Annotated in this window: 13 protein-coding genes; all 13 read left to right on the top strand. The window is 65.2% G+C overall.

Translation table 11 applies throughout. The features are described 5' to 3' along the window. Positions 1–11: 11 nt before the first annotated feature. The 13 genes from der to BW39_RS00615 all read left to right on the top strand — a co-directional run bounded on the left by der (position 12) and on the right by BW39_RS00615 (position 13681). On the top strand, positions 12–1358 hold the full coding sequence (gene der, locus BW39_RS00675; RefSeq protein ID WP_012206814.1) for a ribosome biogenesis GTPase Der: 1347 nt from the start codon (positions 12–14) through the stop codon (positions 1356–1358). Between the two features lie 102 nt (positions 1359–1460). Continuing rightward, positions 1461–1712: an RNA chaperone Hfq gene (hfq, locus tag BW39_RS00670; RefSeq protein WP_012206813.1), complete on the top strand. Its 252-nt coding sequence runs from the start codon at positions 1461–1463 to the stop codon at positions 1710–1712. 67 nt (positions 1713–1779) lie between these two features. Then, complete coding sequence (gene hflX / locus BW39_RS00665; RefSeq protein WP_012206812.1) at positions 1780–2994, top strand: GTPase HflX; 1215 nt, start codon at positions 1780–1782, stop codon at positions 2992–2994. A gap of 71 nt (positions 2995–3065) precedes the next feature. Then, entirely contained in the window at positions 3066–4460 is a 1395-nt protein-coding gene (gene hflK, locus BW39_RS00660) for an FtsH protease activity modulator HflK (RefSeq protein WP_012206811.1), read from the top strand. Positions 4461–4472: 12 nt separating this feature from the next. Further along, entirely contained in the window at positions 4473–5363 is an 891-nt protein-coding gene (gene hflC / locus BW39_RS00655) for a protease modulator HflC (RefSeq protein WP_012206810.1), read from the top strand. Between the two features lie 200 nt (positions 5364–5563). Continuing rightward, entirely contained in the window at positions 5564–6712 is a 1149-nt protein-coding gene (locus BW39_RS00650; RefSeq protein WP_012206809.1) for an ATP phosphoribosyltransferase regulatory subunit, read from the top strand. 39 nt (positions 6713–6751) lie between these two features. Continuing rightward, positions 6752–8128: an adenylosuccinate synthase gene (locus BW39_RS00645; protein WP_012206808.1), complete on the top strand. Its 1377-nt coding sequence runs from the start codon at positions 6752–6754 to the stop codon at positions 8126–8128. Between the two features lie 43 nt (positions 8129–8171). Continuing rightward, entirely contained in the window at positions 8172–8696 is a 525-nt protein-coding gene (locus BW39_RS00640; protein ID WP_012206807.1) for a phosphoribosyltransferase, read from the top strand. Between the two features lie 184 nt (positions 8697–8880). Further along, on the top strand, positions 8881–10113 hold the full coding sequence (locus tag BW39_RS00635; RefSeq protein WP_012206806.1) for a YncE family protein: 1233 nt from the start codon (positions 8881–8883) through the stop codon (positions 10111–10113). Then, positions 10113–10931, top strand: a complete 819-nt coding sequence (locus BW39_RS00630; RefSeq protein ID WP_043819097.1) for a polysaccharide deacetylase family protein — start codon at positions 10113–10115, stop codon at positions 10929–10931. The genes BW39_RS00635 and BW39_RS00630 overlap by 1 nt, the downstream gene beginning before the upstream one ends. 39 nt (positions 10932–10970) lie before the next feature. Beyond that, entirely contained in the window at positions 10971–11951 is a 981-nt protein-coding gene (locus BW39_RS00625; protein ID WP_012206804.1) for a sterol desaturase family protein, read from the top strand. Positions 11952–11966: 15 nt separating this feature from the next. Next, positions 11967–12866: an EI24 domain-containing protein gene (locus BW39_RS00620; RefSeq protein WP_043782572.1), complete on the top strand. Its 900-nt coding sequence runs from the start codon at positions 11967–11969 to the stop codon at positions 12864–12866. Beyond that, a complete protein-coding gene (locus BW39_RS00615; RefSeq protein WP_012206802.1) occupies positions 12863–13681 on the top strand; it encodes a competence/damage-inducible protein A in 819 nt (272 codons plus the stop codon). The genes BW39_RS00620 and BW39_RS00615 overlap by 4 nt, the downstream gene beginning before the upstream one ends. Positions 13682–13871 lie beyond the last annotated feature (190 nt).

The following is a 13871-nucleotide window of genomic DNA, read 5'->3' as shown; positions in this document are numbered from 1 at the left end:
TATTTTCGGGAATGAAGCCAGTTATTGCCCTGGTAGGGCGACCCAATGTGGGCAAATCGACGCTGTTCAATCGGCTGACCAAGTCGAGGGATGCAATCGTCGCGGATTTCGCGGGCCTCACGCGTGACCGCCACTATGGACAGGGCCGCCAGGGTAAGCACGAGTACATCGTGATCGATACCGGCGGTTTTGAGCCAGATGCATCCAGCGGCATCTTCAAGGAGATGGCGCGCCAGACGCAGCAGGCTGTTGCCGAGGCTGACGTCGTGGTCTTCGTTGTCGATGCGCGCCTGGGCATGTCCGCCCAGGACCACGACATCGCCAAGTACCTGCGCCGGCTGGGCAAGCCCTGCGTGCTCGTGGCCAACAAGGCCGAGGGCATGAAGGAAGGCGTGCAGCTGACCGAGTTCTACGAACTGGGCCTGGGCGATGTGCTGCCGGTTTCCGCAGCACACGGGCAGGGCGTGCGCGACCTGCTCGACCTGGCCCTGGGCCAGCTCAACCTGCCCGAGCCCGAGGAAGACGACCCGTTCGACGATGTGGCCCAAAAGCCCATCCGCCTCACCGTGGCAGGGCGCCCCAATGTCGGCAAATCCACGCTGATCAACACCTGGCTGGGTGAGGAGCGGCTGGTCGCCTTCGACATGCCGGGCACCACGCGCGACGCCATCTCGGTGCCTTTCGAGCGCGCCGGCCAGAAGTTCGAGCTGATCGACACGGCAGGCCTGCGCCGCAAGGGCCGGGTGTTCGAGGCCATCGAGAAGTTCTCCGTGGTCAAGACGCTGCAGGCCATCGAAAGCGCCAACGTCGTGCTGCTGCTCATCGATGCCACGCAGGGCGTGACCGACCAGGATGCGCACATTGCCGGCTACGTGCTGGAAAGCGGCCGTGCCGTGGTGCTGGCCGTGAACAAATGGGATGCGGTGGACGACTACCAGCGCCAGATGCTGGAGCGCTCGATCGAGACGCGCCTGTCCTTCCTCAAGTTCGCTCCCATGCATTTCATCTCGGCGGAAAAGCGCCAGGGTCTGGGTCCGCTGTGGAACTCCATCATCCAGGCGCACAAGGCTGCCACCTGCAAGATGCCCACGCCGGTGCTCACGCGCCTGCTGATGGAGGCCGTACAGTTCCAGACGCCCAAGAAGACGGGCATCTACCGCCCCAAGATGCGCTATGCGCACCAGGGTGGCATGAACCCTCCGGTCATTGTCATACACGGCAATTCGCTCGAGCATGTGACGGAGGCCTACAAGCGCTTCCTCGAAGGGCGATTCCGCAAGGAATTCAATTTGGTCGGCACGCCGTTGCGGATCGAGTTGAAAACCTCTCATAATCCTTTTGCCGACAAGGACAAGTAACAAGCCACGGGATTTCGGGAAAACCCTTGTGCGAACAAGGGCCCCAAAACACTGTGGTAAGGTGTCGGTTTACAACAACACTCTTCGAACACGGAGAATATCGTGAGCAACAAAGGCCAACTCCTCCAAGACCCGTTCCTGAACGCGCTTCGCCGCGAACATGTTCCGGTGTCCATCTACCTCGTCAACGGCATCAAGCTGCAAGGCCAGATCGAATCCTTCGACCAGTACGTGGTTCTGCTTCGCAACACCGTCACGCAGATGGTTTACAAGCACGCCATTTCCACCATTGTTCCCGGCCGCGCCGTGAACTTCTCCACGGCCGAAGCTGCCGGCAGCGACGCCAGCGCTTGAGCTCGCTGCGCCCTGATGCCTCCCCGCACCGCCGGGGAGCTTCCTCACCCTTCGGGAGAGGTTTTTCTTGAGTTCTGAATCTTTTGACCGGTCCACGCCAACGCCAGTGCTGCTGGTGGGCGTGGATTTCGGCTTTCCCCATTTCGATGGCGAGTTGGAAGAGCTGGGCCTGCTGGCCGGCACGGCCGGCCTGCGTCCCGTTGCACGCCTGACCTGCAAGCGCAAGGTGCCCGATGCGGCGCTGTTCGTGGGCAGTGGCAAGGCCGACGAAATCCGCATGCTCGCCCAGATGCACGGTGCCCAGGAAGTGCTGTTCGACCAGGCCCTGAGCCCGGCCCAGCAGCGCAATCTGGAACGCCATCTGCAGATGCCGGTCAACGACCGCACCCTGTTGATCCTGGAGATCTTCGCCCAGCGCGCGCGCAGCCATGAGGGCAAGCTGCAGGTGGAGCTGGCGCGCCTGCAATACGTGGCCACGCGCCTCGTGCGGCGCTGGACCCACCTGGAGCGGCAGATGGGCGGTATCGGCGGCCGTGGCGGCCCTGGCGAGAAGCAGATCGAGCTGGACCGCCGCATGATCGACGAGTCGATCAAGCGCACCAAGGAGCGGCTGCAGAAGGTCAAGAAGCAGCGCGCCACGCAGCGTCGGCGGCGCGAGCGCCATGGCATCTTCAATATCTCTCTGGTTGGCTACACCAACGCCGGCAAGTCCACGCTGTTCAATGCGCTGGTCAAGGCGCGCGCCTATGCGGCCGACCAGCTGTTCGCCACGCTGGATACGACCACGCGCCAGCTGTACCTGAATGAAGCCCAGCAATCGGTGTCCCTGTCGGATACCGTGGGGTTCATCCGCGACCTGCCGCACGGCCTGGTCGATGCATTCCAGGCCACGTTGCAGGAGGCGATCGATGCCGATCTTCTGCTGCATGTGGTCGACGCCTCCAATCCGAATTTCCCAGAGCAAATCCAACAAGTCCAGAAAGTTCTGAAGGAAATCGGTGCCCAGGAGGTGCCTCTGGTACTGGTTTTCAACAAATTGGACGCCGTCGATCCGGAGCGGCTTCCAGCGCAGTTGCAGGACCAGTACGAGCTTGACGGGCTGCCTGTTTCACGGGTGTTCGTCAGCGCCCGCTCCGGCGAGGGGCTGCCGCAGCTGCGGCAGTTGCTGGCCGAGCATGCGCTGCGCGCGGAGGCGGAACACGCCGAAGCGCACGGTGGTGATGAGCGGGATCAGGAGGAGGTGGATGGCGCGATGCCCCCTGGGCAGGACGCCGAATACTAGGGGCTAGCGCCCTGATTGGGCAAAATGCCGATTGGGTCCCTGTCTTTACCGAAGAAACCGAGACTTCTCGCATGAATCTTTCACAACGCGCCCATCGCTGGGCGATGCTGCCGCAGCGCCTTCGCGGGATGTTCAACCTGAATGATCCGCGATGGGGACGTGGCGACGACAAGAACGACGATGCTTCGCGCCCCGATGCCGACCGTCCGGCGCCGCCGCCCCCGCCTGCGGAACCTGCACGCGACAACCGCGACAGCCGTGACAACCGCCCCTCGTCGGGCGGAGGCCAGCCGCCTGATCTGGATGAGCTGTGGCGCGACCTCAACCGCAAGCTCTCGGGCCTGTTCGGCGGCAAGCCGGGCGGCGGCCGTGGCCAGCCGCCCATCCGCAATGGCGGCGGCAGCCAGCCGCCGGACATGCGCAGCGCCGGCATGGGCGTGGGCCTGATCGCCGGCATTGCCTTCATCATCTGGATGGGCACGGGCATCTTCATCGTCCAGGAAGGCCAGCAGGCCGTCATCACCCAGTTCGGCAAGTACAAGAGCACGGTGGGCGCCGGCATCAACTGGCGGCTGCCGTACCCGATCCAGCGCCATGAACTGGTCTTCGTGACGCAGATCCGCTCGGCCGACGTGGGGCGCGACACCATCATCAAGAGCACGGGCCTGCGCGAGTCGGCCATGCTCACCGAGGACGAGAACATCGTCGAGATCAAGTTCGCCGTTCAGTACCGCCTGAGCGACGCGCGCGCCTGGCTCTTCGAGAGCAAGAACCCGTCCGAGGCCGTGGTCCAGGCCGCAGAGACTGCCGTGCGCGAAGTCGTCGGCAAGATGAAGATGGACACGGCGCTGGCCGAGGAGCGCGACCAGATCGCCCCGCGCGTGCGCGACCTGATGCAGACCATCCTGGACCGCTACAAGGTGGGCGTGGAAGTCGTGGGCATCAACCTGCAGCAAGGCGGCGTGCGTCCGCCCGAGCAGGTCCAGGCCGCCTTCGACGACGTGCTGCGTGCCGGCCAGGAGCGTGAGCGTGCCAAGAACGAAGCGCAGGCCTACGCCAACGACGTGGTGCCGCGCGCAGCCGGCTCGGCAGCGCGCCTGCTGGAAGAGTCCAACGGCTACAAGGCCCGCATCGTGGCCCAGGCCCAGGGTGATGCGCAGCGCTTCAGCTCGGTGTTCACCGAGTACCAGAAGGCTCCCCAGGTCACGCGCGACCGCATGTACCTGGAAACCATGCAGCAGATCTACGGCAACGTGACCAAGGTGCTGGTGGAATCGCGCCAGGGCTCCAACCTGCTGTACCTGCCGCTGGACAAGATCATGCAAGGCGTGAGCGGTAATGTGCCGGCAGCCGACAGCTCGGCGGCCCCCAGCACCCAGGCGCCTGCGCCTGCCGCCATTCCCGGCCTTTCGAACGATGCGCGCAGCCGCGACAGCAGTCGCAGCCGTGACCGCGAAGCACGCTGAGGAGCAGCCCAAGTGAACCGAGTTGGATTTTTCATCACCAGCATTCTTCTGGCGCTCGCGCTGCTCAGCTCCATGCTGTTCGTTGTCGATCAGCGCCAGTTCGGCGTGGTCTATGCCCTGGGTCAGATCAAGGAAGTGATCACCGAGCCGGGCCTGAACATCAAGATGCCGCCGCCGTTCCAGAACGTGCGCTACATCGACAAGCGCCTGCTCACGCTGGACAGCACCGACACCGAGCCCATGCTCACTGCCGAAAAGCAGCGCGTGGTCATCGACTGGTACGTGCGCTGGCGCATCTCCGATCCGTCGGAGTACATCCGCAATGTGGGCCTGGACGAGTCGGCTGGCGCCATGCAGCTCAACCGCGTGGTGCGCAATGCCTTCCAGGAGGAAATCAACCGCCGCACCGTGCGCGAACTGCTGTCCAGCAAGCGCGATGCGCTGATGAACGACGTCAAGCGCGAAGTGCTGGAGACCGTGCGCGGCGCCAAGCCCTGGGGCGTGGACGTGGTCGATGTGCGCATCACGCGCGTGGACTATGCCGAGACGATCACGGAATCGGTCTACCGCCGCATGGAAGCCGAGCGCAAGCGCGTGGCCAACGAGCTGCGCTCCACCGGCGCCGCCGAAGGCGAGAAGATCCGCGCCGAGGCCGATCGCCAGCGCGAGATCACCATCGCCAATGCCTACCGTGATGCCCAGAAGATCAAGGGCGAGGGCGATGCCGAGGCCGCCCGGACCTACGCCGAGGCCTTTGGCAAGGACCCGCAGTTTGCGCAGTTCTACCGCAGCCTGGAGGCCTACAAGGCCAGCTTTGCCAAGAAGAGCGATGTGCTCGTGCTCGATCCTTCGCAGACCGATTTCTTCAAGGCCTACCGCAGTGGTGGAAGCTCTGGAAAATAAGCGCGCCTGAGCGGCAATGCCGCCCGGTCCCTGCACGGCGCCCCTGGTGGGGCGCCGTTTTTTCTTGCGCCGCCGCTGTCGCCCGTGCACCGAATCGATTCGGAATACCGAACACCCGCCGTGGGCCTTGGGTCACCCCCAATTTGGGCTGGCCCGCAACAGCCGGTAGAATCACGTTTTTAACAGCCTCCCCCTTTTCCATGTCTGCTTGGGTCCTGCCGGATCACATCGCCGATGTCTTGCCTTCCGAGGCCCGGCACATCGAAGAATTGCGTCGAGGCCTGCTCGATACAGCGCGTGGCTATGGCTATGAACTGGTCATGCCGCCCATGCTGGAGTACCTCGAATCCCTGCTCACCGGCACAGGGGAGGCGCTGGACCTGCAGACCTGCAAGCTCATCGACCAGCTGACAGGCCGCACCATGGGTCTGCGTGCAGACACCACGCAGCAGGTGGCCCGCATCGACGCCCATCTGCTCAACCGCAAGGGCCTCACGCGCCTGTGCTACTGCGGCCCCGTCGTCCATGCCCGCCCTGACCGCCCCCGCGCCACGCGCGAGCCGCTGCAGTTCGGTGCCGAGATCTACGGCCACCAGGGCATGGAAGCCGACCTGGAGGCACTGCACCTGGCGCTGGACTGCCTGCGCAGCGCAGGCGTCACCAACATCAATGTCGATCTGGCCGATGTGCGCATCGTGCGCAGCCTGCTGGCTGGCGTGATGGTGGACATGCAGGTGCTGCGCGGCGTGCACGCTGCGCTGGCCGCCAAGGATGCGAGCGAGCTCGAGCGCCTCACGCGTGACTTCCCTGCCGCATCGCGCGAAGGCCTGATGGCCCTGCTGCAGCTGTACGGCGGCATCGAGGTGCTGGACCGCGCCGAGAAGCTGCTGGCCCGCACCGCAGGCGTGCAGCCTCTGCTGGACCAGCTGCGCTGGCTGGCGCAGCGCCTCGAAGGCGTGAGCGTGAGCTTCGATCTGGCCGATCTGCGCGGCTATGCCTACTACAGCGGCACGCGCTTCGCCATCTATGTGCCGGGTGCCAGCGATGCGCTGGTGCGCGGCGGCCGCTATGACGAGGTGGGTGCGGTCTTTGGCCGCAACCGGCCCGCCGCCGGCTTCAGCCTGGACATCAAGCAGCTCGTCGCCGTCGTGCCCGAGCGCCCGCTCAAGGCTGCCATCCGCGCGCCCTGGGGCGACGATCCCCAGGTTGCGGCTGCCATTGCTGCATTGCGCCGGCAGGGCGAGACCGTGGTCTGCGTGCTGCCAGGGCATGAAAGCGAAGTGGACGAATTCCACTGCGACCGCGAGCTCGTGCAGGTTGCCGGGCAGTGGGCCGTGCAAGCCATCTGACGCATTTGTCAATTTCTTCGGATTTCATCGGATTTGAATATGAAAGCTACCAAAGGTCGCAACGTGGTCGTGGTCGGCACCCAGTGGGGTGACGAAGGCAAGGGCAAGCTGGTGGACTGGCTGACCGAAAGCGCCCAGGGCGTGGTCCGCTTCCAGGGTGGCCACAACGCTGGCCACACGCTGGTCATCAACGGCGTGAAGACCGCACTGCACCTGATCCCCAGCGGCATCATGCGCCCCGGCGTGAAGTGCTATATCGGCAACGGCGTGGTGCTCTCTGCCGCCAAGCTGTTCGAGGAAATCGAAGGTCTGGAGAAGGCCGGCGTGCAGGTGCGTGACCGTCTGCGCGTGTCCGAAGCCTGCCCGCTGATCCTGCCCTTCCACTCGGCGCTGGACGTGGCGCGCGAAGCTGCGCGCGAGCAGGGCGGCACCGAGAAGATCGGCACCACGGGCCGTGGCATCGGCCCCGCTTACGAAGACAAGATTGCCCGCCGCGCACTGCGCGTGCAGGACCTCAAGTACCCCGAGCGCTTCGCCACCAAGCTGCGCGAACTGCTGGCCCTGCACAACCACATCCTGGTCAACGTGCTGGGTTCGAAGAACTTCACCTTCGGTGACGCGCTCAAGCCGTACATCAAGGATGGCGAAGTGCAATTCGACGCGGTGTACGAAGAGGCCATGCGCCATGCCGAGCTGCTCAAGCCCATGATGGCCGATGTCTCCCGCGAGCTGAACGCCGCGCACGCCGAAGGCGCCAACCTGCTGTTCGAAGGCGCGCAGGGCACGCTGCTGGACGTGGACCACGGCACCTATCCCTATGTCACCTCGTCCAACTGCGTCGCAGGCAATGCGGCTGCAGGCTCGGGCGTGGGCCCCGGCATGCTGCACTACATCCTGGGCATCACCAAGGCCTACTGCACCCGCGTGGGCGGCGGTCCTTTCCCCACCGAACTGGATTGGGAAAAGGAAGGCACGCCGGGCTGGCACATGAGCACCGTGGGCGCCGAAAAGGGCGTGACCACCGGCCGCTCGCGCCGCTGCGGCTGGTTCGACGCCGCGCTGCTCAAGCGCAGCGCCCAGGTCAACGGCCTGTCGGGCCTGTGCATCACCAAGCTCGACGTGCTCGACGGCCTGCAGGAACTGCTGCTGTGCGTGGGCTACGAGCTCGATGGCGAGAAGATCGACCTGCTGCCCATGGGCGCCGACGAGATCGCCCGCTGCAAGCCCATCTATGAGTCCATCCCCGGCTGGACCGATTCCACCGTGGGCGTGACCGACTACGACAAGCTGCCGGCCAATGCCCGCCGCTATCTGGAGCGCATCGAGGAAGTGACGGGCGTGCCCATCGCCATGGTTTCGACCAGCCCCGACCGGGATCACACCATCCTGATGCAAAACCCCTACGCCGCCCAGTGAACCACTGGCGGCTGAACCCCAAGATTGAACCAGGAGCCATTCCATGCTGACGGAAGACGGTCAACACCTGTATGTGAGCTACGACGAATACCACGGACTGATCGAAAAGCTCGCGATCAAAGTGCACCAGTCCGGCTGGGAATTCGACACCATTCTCTGCCTGGCCCGTGGCGGCCTGCGTCCCGGTGACATGCTCAGCCGCATCTTCGACAAGCCGCTGGCCATCATGTCCACCAGCTCCTACCGCGCCGAAGCCGGCACGGTGCAGGGCCATCTGGACATCGCGCGCTTCATCACCACGCCCAAGGGCGAGATCGCCGGCCGCGTGCTGCTGGTCGATGACCTGGCCGATTCGGGTCACACGCTGAACGCCGTGATCGCCATGCTCAAGACCAACTACCCGCCGATCACCGAGCTGCGCAGCGCCGTGATCTGGACCAAGGGCCTGTCGGCTTTCACGCCCGACTACTCGGTGGACTACCTGCCGACCAACCCCTGGATCCACCAGCCCTTCGAGCACTACGACACCCTGCGTCCCGAAAAGCTCATGGAGAAGTGGAAGATCTGATCGCCACTGCGCCTTTGGGTGCATGCCAGCGAGAAGGGAGCCTGTCGGCTCCCTTTTTCGTTGTGGCGGGGATTTCCATGCGCCGTTGTCATGCCTTGATGCAAGTCATGGATTGGCGCGCTTGCCGCGATATCTCGGGTCAACGTCGCGCAAATGTCGGTTTTTTGCACAGCAGCAAAAGCCGATGCCCCAGAGCGTCCGAGGGGCTGATTGGCGCAGCTACACTGCGCAGATTCTCAGAAGGTGGTGCTTTGTGAAACGTCTTTCCGTCGGGCGCTTGAGCGCGGCTGTGGCTTTGGTTGTGGGCGGCGGTGCGCTGGCCTGGCTGGCCGTGGCATCCCTGCCCGGATCCAAATCGGCCCGCGCGGCCTCGGCCACGTCTGCTGCCGTGCAGGCGCAAGCCGCATCGGCCCAGGCGGCTGCCGTTCCTGCCGCGCCTTCCGTTCCCTCGGCTACGGCAGCTCCCGCGGCCCCGGTCGCGCGTGTCACGCCGCCACCGCAGACCCAGGGCCCCACGCCCATCTTTGTGCTCAACTCGCTTGATGCCAACATCAGCATCGTGGACCCGGTCACCTGGCAGGAGACGGCACGCATTCCCACGGGCAAGGAGCCGCATCACCTGTACCTCACGCCGGACGAGAAATCGCTGGTCGTGGCCAATGCGCTGGGCGACACCCTGACCCTGGTCGATCCGCGCACGGGCGAGGTGCAGCGCGTGATCCGCGACATCATCGACCCCTATCACCTGCGCTTCAGCCCGGACATGAAGTGGTTCGTCACGGCAGCCAACCGCCTCAACCACATCGACATCTACCGCTGGGATGGCCAGAACCCGCAGCTGGTCAAGCGCGTGCCCACGGGCAAGACGCCCAGCCATCTCTGGATCGATGCCAAGAGCACGACCATTTATTCCACCATGCAGGACAGCGATGCCCTGGTGGCCATCGACATCGCCACCCAGACCATCAAGGCCCGCGTGCCCACCGGCCCCATGCCGGCCGATCTCTATGGCAGCCCGGACGGCACCAAGCTGTTCATCGGCCTGACCGGCAGCGATGGCGTGGAAGTCTTCGACATCACCGGCCCCGAGCCGCGCAGCGTGGCCCGCATCAAGACAGCCGCTGGCGCCCACGCCATGCGCGCGGCCGGCGACGGCCGCCACCTGTATGTGAGCAACCGCGTGGCCAACACCATCAGCAAGATCGACATGCAGACCAACCAGGTCGTGGCCAACTACCCGGCACCGGGCGGTCCCGACTGCATGGACGTCTCCGCCGACGGCCGCTACCTGCTGGTCAGCTCGCGCTGGGCGCGCAAGCTGTCGGTGATCGACACCGTGGAAAAGAAGGTGGTCCAGCAGGTCAAGGTCGGCAAGTCGCCGCACGGCGTGTGGACGCTGGCCCACGCGCAACGCTGATGGACCGCCGTCTCTTTGCGCAATCGCTGGCCGGTGCGGCGGCTTTCGGCCTGCTGCGCCCCGCCTTGGCGGCGGGGCAGGGCACAGGCTGTGCCAAGACCGTGTATCTGACCTTCGACACGGGCCACATGGGCATTGCCGACCTGGTGGCCGATGTGCTCAAGCGCCATGCGGTGCCAGTGACGTTTTTTGCGGCCAACGAGCCCACCCAGCAAGGCGATGGCAGCCTGGGCGAGACCTGGGCGCCCTGGTGGCGCGCACGCGCTGCCGAAGGCCATGAATTCGCCTCGCACACCTACGACCACATGTACTGGCGCGGTGATCTGCGCGCCTCGAAGAACGGGCCGGTCACGGGTTTTCGCGTGCGCCCCTCGGCAGGGCCTCGCGCCAACGAGAACTTCACGGTCGATGCGGCAGGCTATTGCGACGAGATCCGCCGATCCGCACAGCGGCTGCAGCAGATCACCGGGCGCAAGCCCCTGCCGCTGTTCCGTGCGCCCGGCGGCAAGACCTCGCCCGCGCTGCTGGATGCCGCGCGGCAGGGGGGCTACATGCATGTGGGCTGGGCCAGCGCGGGTTTTCTGGGCGATGAGCTGCCCAGCGACCGCTACCCGAATGCGCAGCTGCTGGCCCAGGCGCTCAAGAACATCCGCAGCGGAGACATCCTGCTGGCCCATCTGGGCATCTGGTCACGCAAGGACCCCTGGGCACCGGCCGTGCTGGAACCTTTGATCACGGGCCTGCTCAAGCAGGGGTTCTGCTTCCGCACGCTGCGGGAGCATCCCGACTATCGGGATTGGGTAGCAAAATTCGCATAGTGTCCGCGCGCGCAGCGCGGCGGGCGATGGGAGCGTGGTGTGGACTGGTGGATTCAGTGGTTCGGTAATGCGCAGCAGCGCCTGTTCGAGGGCGTTGTCCAGCCCCTGCTGTTCGGCCTGGGGCAGGCCAGCCTGCTGGAGGACGCCTATGGCGCCACGGGCTGGCTGCTGGTGGGCCTGCTGCAGATCTTCATCATGGTGGCGGTGATCGCGCCGCTGCAGTACTGGCGGCCCGTCGAGCCCGTTACCGACCGGCGCGCCATCCATGTGGACATCATCTATACCGTGGTGCACCGGCTGGGCCTGTTCCGGCTGGCCCTGTTCTTCACGCTGGATCCGCTGTGGGACGAGCTCATGGGCCGCCTGCATGTCTGGGGCCTGCCGAGCTTTCACCTCGACGGCGTGTGGCCCGGCGTCACCGACCTGGCCTGGGTCAGCCTGATCATTTATCTGCTGGCCTTCGACTTCCTGGACTACTGGATACACCGCGGCCAGCACAGCATCGGCTGGTGGTGGAAGCTGCATGCGCTGCACCACTCGCAGCGCCAGATGACGGTGTGGAGCGACAACCGCAACCACCTGCTCGATGATGTGATCCGCGACACCATCATCGTGCTCGTGGCCCAGCTCATCGGCGTGGCTCCAGGCCAGTTCGTGGCCATCGTGGCCTTCACCCAGCTCAGCGAGAGCTTCCAGCATGCCAACCTGCGCGTCTGGTTCGGCACCATCGGCGAGCGGCTGTGGATCAGCCCGCGCTTTCACCGCCGCCACCACGCCATCGGCATAGGCCACGAGCCCATGGCGCCAGTGCGCAACAAGAAGGCGCATGGCAACAACTTCGGCGTGCTGCTGCCCTGGTGGGACATGCTGTTCGGCACCGCCAACTTCGAGCTGCGCTTCGATCCCACCGGCGTGCGCGACCAGGTCCAGCCCAATGCCCAGGGCCAGCTGCGCGACTACGGCCAGGGCTTTTGGGCCCAGCAATGGCGTGGGTTCCTAAGGTTGATGGGTCGCGCTTGAGGCTGGGCTCGGGGTATGCTTGCCGGCATGGGCTTGCTACTCGATTCCTTCTGGCGTGCGACGGCGTATTGCCTGCATAAGCGGGTGATTGCATGGTCGCTGTTTCCCTTGCTGTTCATGGCCATCACGGCCTGGCTGCTGGGCTATTTCTTCTGGGCCGATGCCGTCGTCTGGACGGAAGGGGTCCTGCAGGGCGTGGGCTGGCTGCACACCGTCTGGTCCTGGATGGGCGTGCAATCGCTGCCCGAGCTGGTGGCGCCGGTGCTGGTCGTGCTCTCGGTCACGCCGGTGCTGGTCGTGGTCTCGCTGCTGCTGGTGGCGCTGTTCATGACGCCGGCCCTGGTCGAGCTGGTGGCCCAGCGGCGTTTTCCCGCGCTGGAGCGCAGGCAGGGCGCCACCCTTGTCGGCAGCCTGGTGTGGTCCGCAGGCTCTTCGCTGATTGCCTTGATCGCGCTGCTGGTTTCGGTGCCGCTGTGGTTCGTGCCGCCCCTGGTGGTGGTGATCCCGCCGCTGATCTGGGGCTGGCTGACCTATCGCGTCATGGCCTTTGACGCGCTCTCTGCCCACGCCAGCAAGCCCGAGCGCCGCAGCCTGTTCCTGCGCCACCGCCTGGCGCTGATGCTCATGGGCGTGGTCTGCGGCTATCTGGGCGCGGCGCCGGCCATTGTCTGGGCCTCCGGCGTGGTCTTCATCGCGGCCTTCTGGATACTGATTCCGGTGGCCATCTGGATCTATGCGCTGATCTTCGCTTTCTCCTCGCTGTGGTTTGCCCACTTCTGCCTGGCCGCGCTGCAGCGCATGCGCGAGGAGGAACCGGCGCTGCCCGACACGCCCATCGTGCCCTACGCTCCCGACGCGCCGCTCGGAGCCGGCGCGGCCTCTCCCCCCTCCACCCCGCAAGAAAAGACCTCATGACCCTTCAAGTAGGCGCACTCATCATCGGAGACGAAATCCTGTCGGGCAAGCGTGCCGACAAGCACCTTCCCAAGCTGATCGAGCTGCTGGGCGCGCGTGGCCTGTCCCTGGCCCATGCCGAGTACGTGGGCGATGACAGGGCGCGCATCACCGACGCCCTGCGCCGCGCCTTCGCATCGCAGGCCGTGGTCTTCAGCTTTGGCGGCATAGGCGCCACCCCCGACGACCACACGCGCCAATGCGCGGCCGAGGCCCTGGGCGTGCCGCTGGCACTGCACCCGGAAGCCGTGGCCCTGATCCGCGAGCGCATGCGCGATGTGGCCACCGAAGAAGGCAAGCCCTACGAACCCCAGCGCGCCGACAACCTGCACCGGCTGCAGATGGGCAACTTCCCCGAAGGCGCGCGCATCATCCCCAACGTCTACAACAAGATCCCGGGCTTTTCCTGCTCGGGCGCAGCGGGCACCGTGCACTTCGTGCCCGGTTTCCCTGTCATGGCCTGGCCCATGGTCGAGTGGGTGCTGGAGCAGCGCTACGCCAAGCATTTCCACAGCACGGTGCAGCGGGAGCATTCGGTCATCGTCTACGGCGGCATGGAGGCCACGCTGACGCCGCTGATGGTGGCCATAGAGCGCGACCACCCGGGCGTCAAGGTGTTCAGCCTGCCCAGCGTGGATGATTCCAAGCACGGCCGGCACATAGAACTTGGTGTCAAGGGCGAAGCTGGTGCCGTCACCAAGGCCTGGCCCACGCTGCTGGAAGGTTTGCACTCATTTGGTGCAAGTCTTGGCCCTGAATTGGTGCGCAATATCTGATTTACGGGCCGGCCCCTGAATCTGCACCGATTTGGTGAAGATGCCGGGCGGTGGATCGAATGCCGACAGAGGCCCCAATGTCATCCACAAGCCCTTCCCAAGGCGGCAGAATCACGGGGCTGGCGCGCCAAGCAGGTGCCAGTCTGCAGGCATGCACTCAATGGATGCAGCCTGGCACGCAAACTGCTTA

This window comes from Delftia sp. RIT313 (genome assembly GCF_000632165.1).
Classification (GTDB): Bacteria; Pseudomonadota; Gammaproteobacteria; order Burkholderiales; family Burkholderiaceae_C; genus Comamonas; species Comamonas acidovorans.
This window is presented reverse-complemented; position numbering and strand designations above follow the sequence as displayed.